Source organism: Microbacterium sp., assembly GCF_049661145.1.
GTDB lineage: Bacteria > Actinomycetota > Actinomycetes > Actinomycetales > Microbacteriaceae > Microbacterium.
Map to the genome: position 1 here is coordinate 1 of NZ_JBASZT010000452.1, position 18,575 is coordinate 18,575.

Annotated in this window: 17 protein-coding genes and 1 pseudogene; 14 read left to right on the forward strand and 4 right to left on the reverse strand. The window is 64.3% G+C overall.

The features are described from left to right. From WBP48_RS18660 to WBP48_RS18685, 6 genes are all read left to right on the forward strand, one after another. A partial coding sequence (locus tag WBP48_RS18660; protein WP_424442302.1) for a hypothetical protein occupies window positions 1-206 on the forward strand: 206 nt, incomplete at its 5' end. Window positions 207-361: 155 nt separating this feature from the next. Then, on the forward strand, window positions 362-712 hold the full coding sequence (locus tag WBP48_RS18665; protein ID WP_329863505.1) for a sulfate permease: 351 nt from the start codon (window positions 362-364) through the stop codon (window positions 710-712). A 32-nt stretch (window positions 713-744) separates the two neighbouring features. After that, window positions 745-1,167, forward strand: a complete 423-nt coding sequence (locus WBP48_RS18670) for a very short patch repair endonuclease (RefSeq protein ID WP_424442303.1) — start codon at window positions 745-747, stop codon at window positions 1,165-1,167. A 220-nt stretch (window positions 1,168-1,387) separates the two neighbouring features. Beyond that, on the forward strand, window positions 1,388-3,184 hold the full coding sequence (locus WBP48_RS18675; RefSeq protein ID WP_424442304.1) for a DNA cytosine methyltransferase: 1,797 nt from the start codon (window positions 1,388-1,390) through the stop codon (window positions 3,182-3,184). Continuing rightward, window positions 3,181-5,427, forward strand: coding sequence for an ATP-binding protein (locus WBP48_RS18680; RefSeq protein ID WP_292860821.1), 2,247 nt, complete (start codon window positions 3,181-3,183; stop codon window positions 5,425-5,427). Before WBP48_RS18675 ends, WBP48_RS18680 begins: the two co-directional genes overlap by 4 nt. Further along, window positions 5,424-6,521 (forward strand): hypothetical protein, encoded by a 1,098-nt coding sequence (locus WBP48_RS18685; RefSeq protein WP_424442305.1) that lies wholly within the window; start codon window positions 5,424-5,426, stop codon window positions 6,519-6,521. Before WBP48_RS18680 ends, WBP48_RS18685 begins: the two co-directional genes overlap by 4 nt. 147 nt (window positions 6,522-6,668) lie before the next feature. Here the strand turns inward: WBP48_RS18685 and WBP48_RS18690 are convergent, their stop codons facing one another. Continuing rightward, a complete protein-coding gene (locus WBP48_RS18690; RefSeq protein ID WP_424442306.1) occupies window positions 6,669-7,994 on the reverse strand; it encodes a hypothetical protein in 1,326 nt (441 codons plus the stop codon). Between the two features lie 394 nt (window positions 7,995-8,388). Between WBP48_RS18690 and WBP48_RS18695 the strand changes: the two genes are divergently transcribed. From WBP48_RS18695 to WBP48_RS18725, 7 genes and pseudogenes are all read left to right on the forward strand, one after another. Beyond that, window positions 8,389-9,675, forward strand: coding sequence for a cytochrome P450 (locus tag WBP48_RS18695; protein WP_424442307.1), 1,287 nt, complete (start codon window positions 8,389-8,391; stop codon window positions 9,673-9,675). Between the two features lie 2 nt (window positions 9,676-9,677). Next, entirely contained in the window at window positions 9,678-10,223 is a 546-nt protein-coding gene (locus tag WBP48_RS18700) for a hypothetical protein (RefSeq protein ID WP_424442308.1), read from the forward strand. 37 nt (window positions 10,224-10,260) lie between these two features. After that, window positions 10,261-11,049, forward strand: a complete 789-nt coding sequence (locus tag WBP48_RS18705) for an SIR2 family protein (protein ID WP_424442309.1) — start codon at window positions 10,261-10,263, stop codon at window positions 11,047-11,049. Window positions 11,050-11,059: 10 nt separating this feature from the next. Next, complete coding sequence (locus tag WBP48_RS18710; RefSeq protein WP_424442310.1) at window positions 11,060-11,623, forward strand: non-canonical purine NTP pyrophosphatase; 564 nt, start codon at window positions 11,060-11,062, stop codon at window positions 11,621-11,623. Continuing rightward, the gene (locus WBP48_RS18715; RefSeq protein WP_424442336.1) at window positions 11,613-12,260 is read left to right on the forward strand and encodes an NAD-dependent epimerase/dehydratase family protein; all 648 of its coding nucleotides are present in this window, start codon (window positions 11,613-11,615) and stop codon (window positions 12,258-12,260) included. The genes WBP48_RS18710 and WBP48_RS18715 overlap by 11 nt, the downstream gene beginning before the upstream one ends. Window positions 12,261-12,264: 4 nt before the next feature. Next, entirely contained in the window at window positions 12,265-13,269 is a 1,005-nt protein-coding gene (locus WBP48_RS18720; protein WP_424442311.1) for a beta-ribofuranosylaminobenzene 5'-phosphate synthase family protein, read from the forward strand. A gap of 708 nt (window positions 13,270-13,977) precedes the next feature. Continuing rightward, window positions 13,978-14,181: pseudogene (locus tag WBP48_RS18725) on the forward strand (SAP domain-containing protein); the annotation flags it as partial. Window positions 14,182-14,625: 444 nt separating this feature from the next. Here WBP48_RS18725 and WBP48_RS18730 read toward each other — a convergent pair. The 3 genes from WBP48_RS18730 to WBP48_RS18740 all read right to left on the reverse strand — a co-directional run bounded on the left by WBP48_RS18730 (window position 14,626) and on the right by WBP48_RS18740 (window position 17,943). Beyond that, window positions 14,626-15,399, reverse strand: a complete 774-nt coding sequence (locus WBP48_RS18730; RefSeq protein WP_424442312.1) for a Type 1 glutamine amidotransferase-like domain-containing protein — start codon at window positions 15,397-15,399, stop codon at window positions 14,626-14,628. A gap of 61 nt (window positions 15,400-15,460) precedes the next feature. Then, window positions 15,461-17,041 (reverse strand): hypothetical protein, encoded by a 1,581-nt coding sequence (locus WBP48_RS18735; RefSeq protein WP_424442313.1) that lies wholly within the window; start codon window positions 17,039-17,041, stop codon window positions 15,461-15,463. A 20-nt stretch (window positions 17,042-17,061) separates the two neighbouring features. After that, window positions 17,062-17,943: an alpha/beta fold hydrolase gene (locus WBP48_RS18740; RefSeq protein WP_424442314.1), complete on the reverse strand. Its 882-nt coding sequence runs from the start codon at window positions 17,941-17,943 to the stop codon at window positions 17,062-17,064. 41 nt (window positions 17,944-17,984) lie between these two features. Between WBP48_RS18740 and WBP48_RS18745 the strand changes: the two genes are divergently transcribed. Beyond that, window positions 17,985-18,542, forward strand: coding sequence for a TetR/AcrR family transcriptional regulator (locus WBP48_RS18745; protein ID WP_424442315.1), 558 nt, complete (start codon window positions 17,985-17,987; stop codon window positions 18,540-18,542). The last annotated feature ends 33 nt before the right edge of the window (window positions 18,543-18,575 follow it).

Genomic DNA, 18,575 nt, shown 5'->3' on the forward strand with positions numbered 1-18,575 from the left:
GCCTGGCCCGCACGGTCGCCGCGTACCGCGACCGCTACGGCATCGCGGACCCGGCGCCACTCGGGGCGCCGGCCGAGAACGATGCACAGAAGATCGAGGCCGCCCGCGCCCGCGCCGCCCTTGATCGGGCACGCGACCTCGTGCGAGGGCCGGGGGAGGAGCCGCAGCGGCGGCACGGGCGGGAGCCGGTGCGCCGCTCTCTGTGAACGAGTGCGCTTCCCGATGTCAGGGCCGAGCCGTACAGTGGATGACGAGGCGGCCTCTATATTGGCGCTGTCGCTCCCCGCGACGGTATGACCCCCCGCAGCAGTGGGTGGTCCTTTCAGGTTCTTGTCGTCGAACTCCTGAGAGGACTATGCACATGTTCCGACTCATCTGGGCGGCCAGCGTACGCACCCACAGCATCCTCAGCTACGCGCCCACCAACCTCCTGCTCGCCGTCACCCGTACCCGCCGCGGACTGCGCTGGGGCATCCCAGCGATGCTCCTCGCAATCCCATACCTGCTCGCCGCCCACTGGTGCGTCACGACCATCGAGGCCGGTGGGCCTGGATGGCTCAACCTTCTGGTGCTGTTGTGCGGGTGGAACTCGATCAAGCTGATCCTGAACGGACCGATCACCGCGGTCCTGCTCATCCGCACCAAGATCCGTGAGCGTGCCAGGCTTCGCCGCGCATGCCAGGCTGAACGTGTGGCTCGTCTCGCCGCATAAAGAGAACAGTAGAACGGACATAACCTTGAGACATGGGCGACTCCTGGGCGTCTAGCCTCGCGGCACGCAAGACGATGCTGGGAAACCGCGGTCGCGATACCAAGCCTGAGCTCGCTGTGCGGCATCTTGTGCACGCACAAGGGCTGCGTTACCGCGTCAACGCGCGACCAGAGATCGGAATCCGACGGACCGCCGATCTGCTCTTCACTCGTATGCGCGTGGTCGTTTTCATCGACGGCTGCTTCTGGCACAAGTGTCCGACCCACTTCTCGATGCCAGTCACAAACCAGGAGTTCTGGCGCGAGAAGATCGACGGTAACGAGCAACGAGACAGACAAACGACGACCCTGCTGGAGGATCGTGGATGGCTCGTACTGCGTTTTTGGGAGCATGAGGACCCGGTGTCGGTGGCGGATCGTATCGTCAGAGAGATACGAGACCGACCCCACCGGTAGGCCCCAGACTGCCCTCCGCCCAGGCGTGGCCAACCAGTGATCCACCGTGGCGCGGTCAGTCGTGCCTCTGTTCACGCACCGGTAAGGTAGTGGGAGGTGGCGTGTCGGCTCGGCGAGTCGCGCGCCACGACGACGTTGGTCGTGTTCTCTTGGAGGTGGACGTCTAGACGGGAAGGAGCGCTGGAGCTTGGCGACATACGCAGTAAAGCTGGAGCGTTCAGTGCCGCTCGTCCTCCCGAGGCACCCGGACGCACCAGGCGACGACAGCTTCGAGGAGTGGTGTCGGCGAGAGAAGTCCTCCGGGCGTCCCCTCGCCGTTGACCTCTTCTCTGGCGCGGGAGGTCTTGGAGCGGGCGTCGAGGCTGCAGGGTGGACGGTCGTAGCTGCGGTCGATCATGATACGGCGGCACTGGAGACACACCGAGCCAACTTCCGGGGCAAAGCACTCGAAGTCGACATGGCTGGGCCATCCCAGGTGGCCGCGCTCATCGAGAACCTCCGCCCGCTTGGGATTGACCTCGTAGCCGGAGGCCCTCCATGTCAGCCTTTCAGCCGTGCTGGACGGGCGAAGATTCGCAGCCTCATCAACGACGGCGTGCGCGACGAGATCGACGCCCGGAAGGAACTGTGGCGGTCGTTCATCGATGTTGTCTTGGCACTGAAACCGCGCGCAGTTCTCATGGAGAACGTCCCCGACATGGCGATCGGCGATGACCTCGTCGTCATCAGGGCGATCGCCGACATCCTCGAAAGCGCCGGATACGTTGTCGACTATCGGCTCCTTGACGCATGGCGTCACGGAGTCCCGCAGCATCGCAAGCGCTTCATCCTCCAGGCACGCAATGATGGGGCTCTGCCGGCTTGGCCCACACCTATGGAGCACCGCCCGACCGTCCGTGATGCGATCGAGGATCTTCCTTCGCTCGACGAAACCACCGGTGCGCGCGAACTGCCCTACATGGGCCAACCATTCAGCGCGCTGGCCAAGACCCTCCATGACGACGACGCGGACATCATCTACGACCACATGACACGTCCGGTGCGGGACGATGACCGCGAGGCGTTCCAGCTCATGACCTCCTCAACCCTGTACTCGGACCTCCCTGAGCACCTGCGCCGATATCGCTCCGACACCTTCAACGACAAGTACAAGCGCCTCGACTGGGACGACCTGAGTAGGACGATCACGGCTCACATCGCCAAAGACGGCTACTGGTACATCCATCCACAGGAACACCGCACACTCACCGTCCGCGAAGCGGCACGTATCCAGACCTTTCCAGACAGCTTCCGCTTCGCAGGGACCCGCAGTGACGCATTTCGACAGATCGGCAACGCAGTCCCGCCAGTACTGGGCCGGACCGTCGCAGAGGCGATCCTGCCCCTCGCGGAGCCGCACGAGGAGCAGCCCAGACTTCCCGACCTGCGCCGGCGGCTGTCGCTGTGGGCCGTCGAGCAGAGACAGACGGCATGGTGGCTCTACCCTGGGCCGGACATGACGGCCGCTGCTGCCGCGGTCGCCGCCCTGCTTGACATGCACCGACTTCCTGCTGCAACCGCCGCGTCGCTCATGGAACCGCTCCGAGGCGTTCCGGACCTCTCCGTCGAGTCGCTCCAGCACATCGAAGTGCACACGCTCAGCAAGACCCGCAGGGACGCTGTGAGGCAGCTTCGAGGCATCGTCCGCGAGAGCCCGTCTGTGGACTGGACACCGCGCGTTGCAGCCATGCTCGGCGACGCACAGCACCGCGTGTTCTCGCTATTACGCGGTGGCAACGAACTTCTTGTCAACGAGCACGTCAGCAAAGTCGTGACCCTCCTGATGGAGCTGCCCGAAGGGCACACCGGTCTGCGGACTGACATCAAGGTTGCGCTCGCACAACTGGTCTCCGGCGGCGACGAAGCTGCATTGAGGATGTGCGCGATCCGTGCGATCACTGTCTCCGAGGCGCGCGCCCGAATCCTCGACCCCGCCACTCCACACCCAGCAGAGTCCAGGGGAGAGCGAGTCTCATGAGTGCCGATGTCCAGCAGGCCGTGAGCCATGAACCCTCGGGCAGTGGCGCGCTCCGTCCCAAGGCGCGGCTGCTCCGGACACTTGGCAGCGACCTGATCAGCAGCGACAAGGTCGCTCTGATCGAACTGGTCAAGAACTCCTACGACGCCGACGCCAGCGTTGTTCTCATTCGCTTCCACGGCCCGCTGGAGGAAGGGAAGGGTCGCATCGAGGTATGGGATGACGGCCACGGCATGGACGTCGCCACACTCCAACGCTCGTGGCTCGACATCGCGACCGACACCAAGAGACGACGCCCTCGCAGCGACAGAGGTCGACGAGTGCTCGGCGAGAAGGGCATCGGTCGACTCGCCGCGGCCCGGCTCGGGCACGAGATGATGCTCGTCACCAGGATGACCAATGCTGACGAGGTCAAACTCCTGATCGACTGGACGGACTTCGATCGCGAGGACGCGTACCTCGATCAGATCGAGGTCGCCTGGGAAGTCGGAGCACCCGACGTCTTCTCTGACTCCGGCGCAGCCATTGACACCTTCTCCGCAGCCGAAAACGAGACCTGGCACCACGGCCGCGGGACCGTAGTCCAGATTGACCGCCTTTCTCGTGCGTGGGATCGCGAGGACCTTCTTGAACTGCGCACGGCACTGACGCGGCTGATACGGCCCCGTCCTGGCACAGTGTCAAGCCTCGCGAGTGCAGAAGATGCCGAGCCCGATTTCCAGGTGATCCTGGAACTGGTTGACGTCGAGGAGGGACTAGAAGACCTCGCTGGTCCGATCGAGCCATCGTCTGAACTCCAGACCCCTCACTACAGCCTCACCGGCTTCGTGGATGCCCAGGGGTCCGCCACGCTTCGCTACGCACAACAGGACCCTCCGCTGGAGGAGGATATCGGCGTCAAACAGTTGTGGACCGATGAGAAGCGCTCCCCACATGCAGGACCCTTCGACTTCGAGATCAATGTCTGGGACCGAGACAAGACAGCCATCCAGCGGACCCTCCAGGAGACCGGTGCTGAGAGTGCAGCGCCCAGCGCGAAGGACTTGAAGGGCTTCCGTGACACGCTTAGCGAGGTTGCCGGCGTCAGCATCTATCGAGATGGCTTTCGAGTCCTTCCATTTGGTGAAAGCGGCGATGACTGGCTCGGGCTCGACCTGCGACGCGTCCAGACGCCGACCCGTCGGGTGTCGAACAACCAGATCATCGGTCACGTCTTCATCGGTGCCGATACGAACGAAGGACTCAAGGACCAGTCGAACCGCGAGGGCATACTTGCTGGCACCGCCTACTCGGACCTCCAGACGCTGGTGAAAGCTGCTCTCGTTGAGCTTGAGACGCGACGCTATGCCGCGCGCCACCCCAAGAAGGAGCCCGGGGAGAGCAAGGGTGGCCTATTCGAGCGGTTCGACCTTGGGGAGATTCGCACCGCCTTGGCCCAGAGCTACCCTGGCGACAAGCGTCTCATCGGACTCATCGACGACAAGAACCGCGACATCCAAGAAGGAGTAACCGAGGTTCAGAACGTCTTGTCGCGATACTCCCGACTTGCCACTCTCGGGGCACTTATTGATCGAGTCCTCCACGATGGCCGAACCGTGGTGACACGACTCAAGAACATCGCGCGATTTGGGGCTCGCGACCTCGACAAGAAGAACCTCACCGACAGCGAGAAAGTCACGATCGCTGCGACAGCCATGTCGGACACGACGACCCAAGCCGATCTGCTCTCCTCTCTCTTTAAGCAGATCGAACCCTTCGGCGGCCGCAAGCGCGGACGACCCAAGGAAATCAGCACTAGCGACGTCATCGACAAGGCAATCTCAATCCTCCAGCAGGAAGCCGACGATCGCGGCGTTGACTTGGTTCGAGAGGGTGACCCAGTCGCCGTAAAACTCGATGAAGCTGAAATGTTGACAGTCCTCATCAATCTCATCCAGAACGCCATCTACTGGACCTCAACTCAGCCAAAAGGGACCGAGCGGAAGGTGATCGCAGCCGCCCGACTGAACGATGACTCCTCATTGAGCCTCGTTGTGAGCGACTCTGGACCCGGGGTGGCGGAGGGGGTCCGTGGGCACATTTTCGACCCCTACTTCTCCAGCAAGCCGGAAGGCGTGGGGCTCGGCCTGAGCATCGTAGGAAACCTTGTCGAGGACATCTACGAAGGCCAGCTCATTCTTGTTGACGAAGGTCCTCTCGACGGCGCGACTTTCGAGGCCACCTTCAGGAGGCGGGTCCAATGAAGAAGAAGGTACGTGTCCTCATCATCGAGGACAAGGCTGACCTCGCCGCAGACGCGAGGCGCGAGATTGAAGACGCTTTCGAAGAGAGCGACGAGATCGAAGTTGAAGTCTCGGTAGAGACAGATTTCGACAGGGGATTCGCACGCGTCCGTGCGCGTGAAAGCGACGTGGTCGTGTTGGATGTCCGTCGCGACGCCTCTGAGTCTGTGACAGAGGACGACACTGCTGGGCAAGCTGTCTATCGGGACATCAAGGAAGCCTGTTTCGCGCCGGTTGTGTTCTGGACGGCTCTACCCGAAAAGGTAAATCATGAGCAGATGAGTCCCTTGGTGACGGTGGTTACCAAAGAGGAGACGGTCAAGCTTCCGGCCGCTATTCAAGCAGCCGTTGCAAGCGGAGCGCTGACCACGATCAGCGATATTGAACAGCATGCCGCGGACGTGCTCCGAAAGCACATGTGGACGGAACTTGCCCCGAACTGGGCGGAGTACACCGGAGACACTGACTCCGCGGGCATCACTCAAGTGCTACTCAGTAGGCTCGCTCGAATCCTTGACGAGGATCGTGACCAGACGTTCACGACTCACCCGAGCCATCGCTACGTGTATCCACCCGCATCGGACCGCCGATCACCCGGTGACGTACTTCGCGCAACGGACCAGACCTGGTGGGTAGTTCTTACGCCTGCATGTGACTTCGAGCAGGACAAGGTCGAATACGTACTTCTCGCCAAGGCCAGCCCACTTGCGGAGCACCCGAAGTATCAGAGGTGGGCGAGCGCGAACGCTGGCAGTAATAACGAGAAGGACCGTTGGAAGAGCCTGGATCAGGATGTCCTCAGGGCGACGCACGGGAGGTTCCACTTCCTCCCTGCGTTCCGCGAGATCCCAGATTTGGTGATCGACCTAGAGAACGTGAGGGCGGTCGAGGTTGACGCGCTGGACCACTTCGCCTGGGTTGCATCACTCGTCAGTCCGTTTGCTGAGGCATTGCTGGTGCAGCATAGCCACGTCCGTGGACGCATCGGAGTGCCCGACCTCGATTCTGAACGTGTCAAGCAGCGCCTATTGGGCGGTCAGCCGGCGGCCAGCTGACTCGGCTGAGTGGACCAATCAAGTGACCAACCGCGTGCAAACCCCTGCAAAACGTGACGTGCGAAGCGCGATCCTGAAACGCAAAACCCCAGGTCAGGTGGGCTATGAGCCCTACTCCTACCACCTGGGGGTCAGGGGGTCGCAGGTTCAAATCCTGTCATCCCGACGGAAAAGCCCTGATGAGAAGCAATTTTCATCAGGGCTTCGTCTTTCCTGCACTGGTTCCTCGGGCGTGGGTGTTGGTCGCGCCGCCGGAGTCGCTGAGTGGTGAATGCCGGCCCGTTGTGGAGCGCCGGGATCGCCCACGGGCCAGGGTGTGCCCAGATCGAACCACTCCGCCTGGGACCGGAGCGGCTCGATCACCTCCATCTGCCCGACAGGGCGGACGACGCAGCGACGCCACAGCGGCATCGCGTCTACGGGGTGATGCGGGTCGGGATGTTCCCAGATGGTGTGCGTCTGCCTGCCGACGAAAGCGGGATGAAGTCGCTTGACAACGAGCACGGCAGAAACCCCGCGGTGGTCCCAGTGGTCGCCTGCATACCAATAGCCGTCGGGTTCGCGGGCCTGAGCGTAGGACTCGGCCCCATCCGGCGAGATGCTAATCTGCAGCTCGCCAGTTCCGTAGAGGGCGTTAAGCACGGTGTCGTCCTTCAGTGACATGCTGGTCGAGGCGACCGCCACAACGAATGGCTTACTCAGCGCGCCGTAGGCTACCCCTTTGTCGCTCAGGGCGCCGCGGATTCCGTCTCGCTCGTCACCCCACGACGCATTGCTCCCGTCAAAGATCCCCAGGGGTCGCGCGCCGTTCCGACCGCGCGCATCGGGCGGTCTCGGGACGGCCCAGAACGTGATGATCCAGCCCGCGTTGTCGCCTGTCTGCTCCTCGTAATGGTAAAAGGGAAGATCGTCGCGGCGCCCGCCCACAGTGTAGCTGTCGGGGTTGAGGCTGCGTAGCCACCTCTCGAGACGGTTGCGCAGCGGCCTGGCGCGGAGCGGGCCCGGGCCCTGCCCTACGACGTCAATCCAGAGGAAGAAGTTGGGACTGTCCAGCTTGTCGAGCGAGTCGTACACGGTGTTGATTCGCGCGGCAGCGCCCACGGACACGTCGCTCTCTGATGGCGAGTGCGCCTCAATGTAGATCGATCGGCCCTCCTTCTCGGCGAGGAAGTCCGGCCGACGGGTCGTTCCCTCCAACACTGGGTGGCACGTCACCGTGTAGCCCATCCGGAGGAGACACTCATGAAGGTACAGCTCGAAGAACGCGCCGCGGACATGTCTGTCGTCCGTCGATCGGAGCCGGCCCCCAATATCGGCCTGCGCGTCCGGGCACAGGTGAGAGAACCAATCCTCGATCAGCTCACGAACCTGATCCCAGTAGGTCCCCGCGACCCGGTTCAGGAACGCGAACTGCCCGTCCCCGCGTGCTCTCCGGGATGGATCATCTCGTGGGATCTCGGAGAAGATGGTCATCGAAACATCACAACCCTTCATGCTCGTCGGCCATCCGCGACACGCCGCCGCGAAGACACTGTCGGCGGCGAGCGCGAGCCCGCCGAGTCGGGACGGTGGCGGGAGGAGGATCGCCGGGGCGAGATCGAGGCTTCGATCACCAACGCCACGAGCCGCGGGTCCGGTTCGCGTCGCTCTCGAATCGCAGAGGCGCCCGTGGGAGCGCCTAGCATGGGGTCGAAAGCTACTGGCTTCGAAAGGGGTGGGGACAGTGCCGACTCCCGCGCGCGACGGAGCCTCTCATCGAGGGTTTGCTGGTGCTCTACTCGACCGCGTCCACTCCACGAGGACCTTCTACCGCCGCCAGGGAATCGCGTTCCAAGGCGCTATCGCGCCCATCGGCGTCGAAGCGAAGGTGACGACGTTGCTGCGGGAGGGGCTGACGCGCGATCACGTGTTCGTGAACGAACCTCACACACACTTTATCGGCACTACTCGAGGCTTCCGCGTGCAGCTCTACGCTGTTTCGCGCGCTGCGGTCGACGCGATCACCGCGCCCGGGGTCATGGGCGATTCGATAGACCGCGACTCACCGGCAATCCACTCTATCGGCCGGTTGACCCCGCGTGCCCTGACGTTCGAACAGTCGACGACGCCGGGATTCCGCATCCGGAAGCGGAACCTTCGTCGGGCGGTGGACGCTGAGCTCGCGCGCGGGTTCGCAACGAGCACGATTCTCGAGGATTTGAACCTAAGGGGAGCACCGGTCGATGTTCGGCCGATGGTAACCCTATGGGCGCAAAGGGCGGTCGGCGACCTCGTCTGGGGCCAGGACGCGGCGTCAGCGACGGTGCCCTATTTCGACGCGCACGGGGACGTGGTGATGGAGCAATTTCGAACTGCGCTGCACGATACGTTTCGTCGCGTCCGCTCGTACTCGACACGTGCGCGGCTTCGTGTGGTTCCGAGTGGCAGCAGGTTGACGTTTAGTGCCGAAGCTCGTTCCCTGTCGCGGAATATTCGCATACTGCGGGAGCACGCAGCACGTGCTCTCGAGCAGGTGCCCGAAGGTCACTCTGCCCGCGTCCTGTCGGAGGCTAATCAGCGCGAACATATCGCCGCCGAGGTGACACTGGATGACGCACTGACGAGCTATCTCGCGGGCATCGATACGCTGACGGCCTCGATCATGATCACCCTCCGCCACGTGCTGCATCCGGACAATGTCCGATGGCGCGACGCGATCGTGGACGGCGACCAGGCAGAGCGAACGCACATCGCCCTCGCGTGTGTGAAAGAGGCATTGCGGGTGAGCCCCCCAGGTTCGTTGTTCAACAATCGAGTCGTGCGCGACACGCACATCGATGTTGACGGCGTCGAGTACAAGATGCGACGGGGAACCCGCCTCATGCCGCACGTGCACATCGTGCAAGCTCGAGCCGGCGTGGCCTACGACCCTCAGCGATTTCTTGAGGGGGGGTCGACGCCAGACTTCCTGGCCTTCGGACGCGGTGCGAGAAGCTGCCCTGGCAAGGCGGCCGGGCTCGCGCTCGCATCGACGTTCCTCGCAGAGTTCATCAGCATGAACCCGACCGCGTCGGTCACCGAGGGTGTCGACGAGCCAGCCAAGTTCAACACGATGTCTGACCGGCCGCTCTACCTAGAGCACCGTCCTCCGGTGCGCCATCAATCGGAGGAATAAGGATGCTGATCGTCATCACAGGCGCGCCCGGCGCGGGCAAGAGCACGCTCGTTGGCGTACTGGAGTCTGAGTTCAATGTGACGCGGGTTCGCCCGCTGACATCTCGGGCCGCGCGGCCGACGGAGGTGCCGCCGCACAACGACTATGTCCATTTCGGTCGTGAGGACGTCGCCGAAGCGATCCGCACGGGGGAGATCGCGTTTCACGATGAGGTAGCGGGCGAACTGTATGGGGTGCGCAAGGCCGATCTTGTCGAGGAAGGCAAGCATCGATCCGTGATTCTTCCGGCCGGGCGCATACCCGACGTGGAACGGTATGCGCATACGATCCCGTTCTTCCTGTCTCCACCAGGAGGCGAAGCCGAACTCGAGCGGCGACTGAGGATGCGCGGGGAGAACGACGAATCTGTGGCTCGACGTATGGATTGGGGGCGCATCGACACTGCTGCGCTTCGCCGGGAGCGCGTGTGGCACTTGGGTGCCGGCTCACCTCTCGAACTGGCGACGGAGGTGATGAGAGTTGTCGAGCTGGAAAGCGTCGTCGGATGAGAGCGTCCGACGGCTACGCTCCGATATCCAGTCGCGCATGGTCATCCCGTTCGTCGGATCAGGCGCGTCCTACACATCGAATCTTCCGTCGTGGGGGTCTTTGGTCAACGATGTCGCAAAGCGTCTGGGCTTTGACGTCGAGGTCTTCCAGTCGCAGGGCAGTTACCCTCAGCTCTTCGACTACTTCCTCTCGGTAAGCGCCGAGAAGACCCTCGAGAAGTACTCGGCGGAACTCAGCAAACTGTTTACACGTGCCACCGTGAACTTCGCGCCTTCTGCGGTGCACCGGGAGCTGACCACGATGAACGTCGAGGTGGTTTACACGACCAACTACGACGACCTGTTGGAGCGGGCGTTCATCGCGGCGGGTCGTGAAGTCGTGCCGGTCATCACCTACGCGGATCTCGCGACGCGGGCGCCCGACGGCGCCGTGCAGGTTGTCAAGTACCACGGGGACTTCTCGGTGCCTGAGACGCTGGTGCTCTCGGAGCGACAGTACTTCGACAGAATGGCGCTCGATACCGCCATGGATGTCCGGCTGAGGGCTGATGCGCTTAGCCGTTCGCTGCTGTTCATCGGCTACAGCCTGTCCGATATGAACGTGCGCTACCTCCTGTACAAGTTGAACAAGGAGCGTGCAGCGAACTCGTCGCAGCCGTCCTCTCGCGGGAGAGAGCGGGTGTCGTACCTGGTGTCAGCGTCGATCGGCGAGGTGCAGAAGGAGGTGCTCCGCTCGCGCTATAACGTGGAGTCGATCGAGCTCCAACCGGGTTACGCGCATCAGGATGAGTACGTTGCGGAACTGCTCGAGTACTGCAGAAGCTAGCGAAAGTGGGGTGTCGACCGTGGAAGCGTACTTCGCGACGACCAGCAATGTGAAGCTTGAGGAGGCGGCCTACTGTCTCGGCGGGCATGGTATCTCGGTGCAGAAGCTCGATCCTGGCGAACTGCCGGAGGTGCTTTCCCTCGACCTGGAGAGAGTCTCACGAGAGAAGGCACTGTACGCCTTTCGCCAGTTGCGAGTGCCGTTGTTCTGTGAGCACGGTTCGCTTGCCATCGAAGCGCTAAAGGGCTTGCCCGGCAGTTTGTCAAGGGTGTTCTATGACGCTCTTGGCGACGAGATTTGCGAACTCCTTCCGGCAGGCAAGCCCCGCACCGCGGTTGCGAGCGCGGCGGTAACGTACTGCGATGGCAGACGCATCCAGACCTTCGTCGGAGAAATCCGAGGCGAGGTGCCAAGCACCGGGCGAGGCGCGCGCAACTACTACTACGACCGTGTCTTTGTTCCCGAAGCGGGCGCGCGTACGTTCGCCGAGATGAGCCTCGGCGAGAAGCTGGACCATTCCCACATTCGCATCGCGTACGACAAGTTGGGTGCGCACCTCACCAATGCCAAATAGCACCCCTCTTGTACTGGTCTTCGGCGGCACGGGGCGGATCGGTCCTCAGATTGTGGAGCACATCGCCAGGGATACCGAGGTCGTGGTCTTCAGCCGAGGCGATTCGCACGCTGTGCTCACAGGTCACACCTCGGTGACCTGTGAGCTCGGGGATCCTGCAGCGACGCGGGATGCCATCCACCGCGCCATGGATGGTGCGGCGCGGGACGCCGCTGCGCCGCTGGGCATCCTTTACATGGCGACTCGCGGAATGGGTGCCGATGATCCTAGGTCGCTCGACGACGAGATTGAGATTGCTGTCGGTGGGTTTGCATCGGTCGTTCGCGCGGTCGCTGAGTTGACTCCCACTCCGCGCAACGTCGCGGTGGTGTTCGTTTCGAGTCTGGCGGTCGTGACTCACCCGCGCGAAGCAGCTGGGTACGTCGTCGGCAAAGCAGCGGGGGAGCAGCTGTGCGTGCATTGGGCGCACAATCCGCCAGTTGAGGCGTGGACCTTCAACGTGCTTCGCGTGGGGCGTGTTTCGCGTGACCCGGCGCTCGGTGATGCGGTCGCGGCTCTCGCGGGATTCTTGGTTAGTGAACAGTCGCGTGCGGTTTCGGGTCAAGTGTTCAGCGCGTGCTCACCAGTGTCGGAGTAGCCGCATGACGGTATGGACGGTTCGCGCCCATGCGCGCCTCGCGTGCTGTTTGCTGGACATGACCGGCGACCGAGGGCGTGTCGACGGCACGCTTGGCATTGGGCTGCAAGAGCCTTTCGTCGAGGTGGTCGCTGCGCCGCACGACCGACTGGAGTTCGACGCCGATCATGACGTGGCAGATGCCATTCGCGCGGGAGTGGGCCTCGCGGAGCGAATCGCGCGAGGCCCGATGCGTGTGAAGCTCAGCCTGTTGAGCTGGATCAGACCCCATGTCGGGCTCGGCCACAAAACACAGACTGTGCTTGCGGCGGCAGCGGCAGCACTGAGTGCGTCACAGGTGCCGTACTCGATGAGGGGACTGGTGCGTGAGTCGGGGCGGGGAGGCACCTCTGGCGCCGGCGTACACACTTTCCTCGGTGGGGGTGTCGTTCTCGACGGCGGCCACCGCTTCGGCAGTGGCGGGAAGACGACCTTTGGCCCGTCGTCTCGAATGCTCGATGTCGGTCCGCCTCCCCTGATCGCCCGGGTTGAACCGCCTGACGAACTGCGCGTGGTCATCGCTAGTCCGATCGGCATCGAAGGAGCTTCTGGCGATGATGAAGCTCAGTTCTTCGCTCAACACTTCCCTCTCGGTCGCGCCGATACCGACGCGCTCATCGCCGATGTCGTGATGCGACTGATTCCGGCGATCATCGAGGGAGACTATGTACAGATCGGCGCGGGAATCGATGCCATTCAGCTGTCGACGTTCAAGCGGGGCATCTGGGCGGCGCAGGCAGCGCCGATTCTGTTCGCCCGCGAAAGGCTGCGACGCGCGGGGGTGTCAGTCGGTCTTTCGTCGATGGGGTCAACTATGTACTCGATTGTGGGCGCGACGGACGCCGCAACCGTGGTCGGCCTGTACCGCGACGAACTCACCCGCCTGGGCGTCGACGCGGTGGTGCACGCAACCAGTGTTTCCCAGCGCGGGGCATGTGTCAGCAGCAGCGCGAGTGGCCCACTTGAATGAGTCTTTGCGGCGGGAGTCGCCGATTCCTTGCACCGCAGGTGCGGCGCATGCGGGCTGCTGTTCACGCTTCGAGGTATGGCGGCAGATGTTCGGGCGGCGGGGGAGGGCCCGTCCGTGAGGCGCACTTCAAGCGTAGGCGTGGGTCTTCGAACGCTCCGGTTAGCGCGCGTACCCCCCCCGACGAGCTTCTGATCGGCTACCAAGAGCCGGGACCTGGCCGGGACCTGATGCATGCAAGCCACGCAATCCATGACGTGAAATCGGGTCTTCTGAGGGGCAAGGATGCCCGGAAAATCAAGGAACAAGAGGGAACCGTCTACCTGGGGGTCAGGGGGTCGCAGGTTCAAATCCTGTCATCCCGACTGTACGGGGAGGACAATGGGAAGGTTCAAACCTATTGTCCTCTCGGCCGTTTTCAGTTGCAATGCGATGCCGATCGCAGTTCGCCAATCGAATGCCAGATGAGCGGGTCGCAGCAGCGGGAGTAGGACTATAGAACCGCAGACACGGGAGCAGACCGAGCCGCCGATCTCGCCTGCAACCCTCCGCGCGCTGGCGATGGTGGACCCTGGATTCCGTCTTGCGGTGGCGTGGTGATCGGCGACAGCCGTTGACTTCGAAACGACGGCCGTCCCGATGAAGACCGTCGCCGGTCATGCGGGATCGTGGGGATCAGAAGTGTCGGGCGCCCCGGACCGGCTGCGGCATATGCTGGCCAGCGTGCACACCCGAGAGAACCGCGAGCTCGCGACCGACGCGGGAGCCGAGATCGTTGAACCGGAGGCGTCGCGACCGCCATTGCGCAGTGAGCTGACTGGCGCCGAACTGCTGCGGTGGTACTGGCTGAAGGAGGAGCTGGTGGGTCTCGCCCGCACGTTGGGGGTGTCAACCGGCGGGGGGAAGCAGGTGCTCACCGCACGGCTCGCAGCAGCACTTGACGGCGTCCCCTTCACGGAACCCGTATCGAAGCGGAGCGCGGGTTCGATGCAGTTGTCCGGGCGGCTCGCGTCCTCGACCGTCATTCCTCAGGGGCAGCGATGCAGTCAGGTCGTGCGTGCGTGGTTCATGGCGCAGGTCGGCGAGCAGTTCCGGTTCGATGAGCCCCTCGAGCGTTCTTCGCGGCCACGGATGGGACGCAGACCCTTCAGGATGCGCTCGATCACTATCGCGATACGCGCGGACGTGCACGGGGGGAGATCGGAGCGCAGTTCGAGTACAACCGGTTCACCCGGGCGTGGCATCGGGCGAACCCTGATGGTTCAGCCGACGAATGCGCGGCGGCCTGGCGGGCGTATCGCGACCGGCCCATCGACGGGCGTGGACAGGCCTGACGCCCGGGCTCCGAGGCTCGTAGCCTCATCGGGGCGCAGCGGTGACGCGATGCACGGCGGCTCTGTCAGGTCTTTCGGGGTCAACGGTGGCGCTCCAGGCGGAGCCGCGCCCGGCGACGATGGGCGAACTTTCGGCGTCGTTTCCGTGCCAGTGGAGGGACGTGTGCTCGTCGATGGCGATTCCCGATTCGGTGAGGCCGGCGCATACAGCGGCTGTCAGGCGGGAGACGGTTCCCCACTGTGCGGCGTGCACGTCGACGGTGAAGGGCACGAGGCCCAGGCCCGACGCGACGGTGACATCGACGAGCTCTTCTCCCGCGTCCTCGTCGCACACGGGCACGCCGTCAATGCAATTCCCGCCGATGAGCGCGTGCTCGGCAGCGATGGCGGCGCCCGCGGAGAAGCCGAGGTAGGGAGTGCCGGCTGCGACGAGCTCGCGCACGAGGGCGGCGATGGGTATGAACGCGTCACGGTAGGCGGGGGTGAGCCCGCCACCGACGAAGAGTCCGTCCGCGCCGTCGACCGCCGCTCGTTCGAAGGACTCTCCTTCGTGGATGGCTTGGACGACGACCTCGCCTCCAGCGAGGATGAGGAGACCTCGGAAGCGTTCGACAGTCTCATCGTCGTCTTCCTCGAGTACCAGCAGGGCGTGGATGCGGGGCCCGCTGCCGTCGTGCGTGCGGCGGGACGCGACATCCGCCACGAACTCGGTGAAGAGCGGCACCGTCAGTTCGGTGTCGCGTCCGCCTCCGACGAGGCGAACGCTGGGCGGGTGCGGGTGTCTGTCCGGTGTGGTCATGACGGAACCTCTCACATGCGTGCTCCGCGTCGTGCGGTGCGTGGGCGCCGAGGAACGGGTGTCACTGGCAGGTGTCGGTCATCGCCGTCAGCGGGATGGTCATGTCGGGAAGGGAGGCGCCGGTAGTTCCCTCTGAGGTCGAAAGTGACATGTCGCCGTCGAGGACGAGCTTGATGGCCTGGTGGGCGGCATCGTGGTCGACGCTGTAGCTTCCTTCCCCCACGTAGGAGACTCCCTCCTCGATGCCGGCCATGCGGTAGGTCCCGCCGTCATCCGATGTGGGAGTGAAGGTGAAGGAGGTGCCGCCGCCGGAGAGGACGAACCCGGCTTTCAGCGAGCAGATGGAGCCACTGACAATGAGCCCGTCGGCGCCGCCGCTGGCGGTGTAGGCGAGGGCTCCGGTCGTCAGGGTCATGGTCGCCGTTCCGAATCCTCGTTTGGAGCGCGAGGTCGCCGTGAGGATTCCCGTACGGTGCTTCTCTGCTGCGGCCACGTACGTGAGGGTCGCCGGCGCCTCCTGCGCATCGCCCGCGGGAGAGAGGCTTCCCTCGCCGGCGAGAGTGCCGGACACGCTGCCTCCCGTGGGGCGACCGTCAAGGGTGCTGGTCGATGCTGCGTCGATCCTGACCGGGGCTGCGGGTTCGAGGCTTGCCGGGTCGTGGGACGGGGTGAGCGTAACCGTCACGCAGCGGCCGGACTCCCACCCGCGCTGCGCGACCTTCAGCAGGTCGTTCGCGACCAGGTCGGCGAAGGTCGCGGCGGAGTCGACCGCGCTTTGCGCGAACTCGAGCGAGGTCTGGCTGCTGTTGCGGTTGACGGTCAGATCGGTGTGAGGGCCGCCGGAGTGGTCGAAGAACTGGCCGGTGCTGCCCCTGGACTCGGAGGTCTGGTGACGGTAGGTGTAGTCGCTCTCTGCGAGTTTCGCGGCGTCATCCAGGCGACCCGTGACGAATACGTCCAGTTCGATTCGCAACGTTTGAGCGCCGACGGTGATGCTCACGTCGGAGCGTCCCGAGAGGTCGAGCGTCCCATCGGCGGCCGGGCAGCTCTCGATGGCGGTTGTTGCCGCCATCCGAGCGGTGGTCGCGCCCTGCGTCCCCGTCGTCTCGAACGTCGACTGCAGTGAGCCGTCCTCGCCGACCGTGATCTGCGCCGTGCCACCCGGGAGGGGTGCGGTCTCGCTGCCGGAGTGGCCCTGATCGGCCAGGGTCATGGCGGTGTCGCCGATCATCCCGACAGCGGTGAACGCCAGACCGAGGAACGTGCCCACACCGCCCCCCGTACCGATGCCTGCCGGGGCGAATGTGAACGCGTCTTCGGGGGCATCGACGTCGATCAGCTGTGCGAGCGGGGCGCGCAGCCCAGCGAGCACGTCGTCCGCGCGCGCGATCCCGCCCAGCGCGTCGTCGATACCGAAGGCGGCACGGGCGTCCAACTCGGCCGCCGACGCGTGCGCCATGACCGCGGCGGCGCGGTCATTGGGGTCGAGTCGGCGCAGCTCTTCCAGTGTCCGGCGGGCGGAGTCCGCGTAGGTCGACGACGGTCCGGTAGTGCACCCGGTCAGCGCGAGCGCCACCACGGCGAGAGCGACGAACGCACGAATGCGCGGCGCGCTCTCTGCCCGCTGCGATGCCCCCGGCATCCCCGCTCGTGGCCAGGGGCTCACAACTCGACCTCTGCCCAGAACTTCTGCAGCGCGTCGGCGACGGCATGGGGTTGTTCGAGCGGCAGGAGCGTCCGCGCGCCCTGGATGGTGACAGCGCGAGCCCGGGGGGTGGAGGCGGCGGCACGCGCAGCGTCCGCGGGGTTCCAGTCGCCGCGGTCGTCACCGGCGAGGTAGAGCGCCGGAACCGTGATCTGCGGGAGGTGGTCGGTGACATCCGCGCGGTCGAGGATGAAGGAGTTCAGCGCCAGGGTCAGGCTCCGGCGGGTGTGTCGGTTCAGCGACGACTCAACCAGCGCCCGCAGTGCGGGATCGCTCGCAGCGGTGTCGGTCACCATGCCCGAAAGGATCGCCGATCGGACGGGCCCGACGGGCCCCGCCAACCGCAGCAGCGGTCGCAACAGAAGGATCTGCCGTCGTAGGGCGGCCGGAACGGGCTCCGGGGGCGCGCTGAGCGCGGCGAAGCTGCTCAGGATGCCGTCCTGCACCGCGAGCTCGTACCCGACGTGCCCCCCGAACGCCTTGCCCACCCATGCCGGAGCGCCCGGACCGAGCGCGCCATCGGCGCGCAGTCCGGCCAGAAGATCCCGCGCGGCACCCGCCGCCTCGACGATCGACGTACGTGCCTGCAGAGCGTCGCTGAGGCCCAAGCCGGGCCCGTCCACCAGGATCAGCCGCCGGCCGGCGAGCAGCGGCACAAGCCGATACCAGCTCGTACGATCGACGAACATCGACGACCACAGGATCGTGTCCGGTCCCGCTCCCGTGATCTCGACGCCCAACGCGCCGAGACGCGTCGGCACACGTAGCTCGCGGCTTTCGGCGTGTGCCGGGCTGCTCTCATCTGCTCTGGGGAAGGACTCTTCCATCATGCTGCTCATTTCGTGTAAGTTGAAGTTACATGAATAACAGACAGCACCGGATGAGCGCAAGATCGGATGCCGTGCAGGCGACCGGCGCACGGATCCTCAATGCGGCGCTGAGGCTGTATGCCGCCTACCCGGTCGACCAGATCCGACTCGAAGCCATCGCGGCGGAATCCGACGTGTTGGTCCCGACGATCGTGCGACGCTACGGGGGAAAGGCAGGCGTGATTGTCGCGCTCGTCACGAGGGAGCTTTCTCAGCTCGCTGAGCGGCGTACCGCGCACGATGACGACCCCATCGACGTGATCGTCGACGATCTCGTCGAGCACTACGAGCAGTACGGGACGGCCCACCGGCCGCGCACGCGCGAAGACTCGCCGCCGCCATCGCCATCTGCGACGCCACCACCTGGCGAATCCTCCGCCACGACGGCGGACTTGACGCCGATGAAACTGCCACCGCCCTTCGCGAACTCCTCGAACCGATCACCGGATAGCCCATTGCGCCAGCTGACGGTTCCAACCACGTTTGACACGAGGTTGGAGCTTCTGAAGAGAATCCCCGATTGGCGTAGAAATCCGCTGAATCTCGGCCGCTGTTGCAGAGGTCGTTGATTGATTGGAACAGAGGTAGACAATGTCGACTGA

What these genes read in the sequence shown, in the direction of transcription:
- WBP48_RS18705 (WP_424442309.1), top strand. Translation starts at nt 10,261, where the DNA reads ATGGTCATCCCGTTCGTCGGATCAGGCGCGTCCTACACATCGAATCTT.
- WBP48_RS18730 (WP_424442312.1), bottom strand. Translation starts at nt 15,399, where the DNA reads ATGACCACACCGGACAGACACCCGCACCCGCCCAGCGTTCGCCTCGTC.
- WBP48_RS18685 (WP_424442305.1), top strand. Translation starts at nt 5,424, where the DNA reads ATGAAGAAGAAGGTACGTGTCCTCATCATCGAGGACAAGGCTGACCTC.
- WBP48_RS18680 (WP_292860821.1), top strand. Translation starts at nt 3,181, where the DNA reads ATGAGTGCCGATGTCCAGCAGGCCGTGAGCCATGAACCCTCGGGCAGT.
- WBP48_RS18745 (WP_424442315.1), top strand. Translation starts at nt 17,985, where the DNA reads ATGAGCGCAAGATCGGATGCCGTGCAGGCGACCGGCGCACGGATCCTC.
- WBP48_RS18720 (WP_424442311.1), top strand. Translation starts at nt 12,265, where the DNA reads ATGACGGTATGGACGGTTCGCGCCCATGCGCGCCTCGCGTGCTGTTTG.
- WBP48_RS18690 (WP_424442306.1), bottom strand. Translation starts at nt 7,994, where the DNA reads ATGACCATCTTCTCCGAGATCCCACGAGATGATCCATCCCGGAGAGCA.
- WBP48_RS18665 (WP_329863505.1), top strand. Translation starts at nt 362, where the DNA reads ATGTTCCGACTCATCTGGGCGGCCAGCGTACGCACCCACAGCATCCTC.
- WBP48_RS18740 (WP_424442314.1), bottom strand. Translation starts at nt 17,943, where the DNA reads ATGAGCAGCATGATGGAAGAGTCCTTCCCCAGAGCAGATGAGAGCAGC.
- WBP48_RS18715 (WP_424442336.1), top strand. Translation starts at nt 11,613, where the DNA reads ATGCCAAATAGCACCCCTCTTGTACTGGTCTTCGGCGGCACGGGGCGG.
- WBP48_RS18670 (WP_424442303.1), top strand. Translation starts at nt 745, where the DNA reads ATGGGCGACTCCTGGGCGTCTAGCCTCGCGGCACGCAAGACGATGCTG.
- WBP48_RS18700 (WP_424442308.1), top strand. Translation starts at nt 9,678, where the DNA reads ATGCTGATCGTCATCACAGGCGCGCCCGGCGCGGGCAAGAGCACGCTC.
- WBP48_RS18735 (WP_424442313.1), bottom strand. Translation starts at nt 17,041, where the DNA reads ATGCCGGGGGCATCGCAGCGGGCAGAGAGCGCGCCGCGCATTCGTGCG.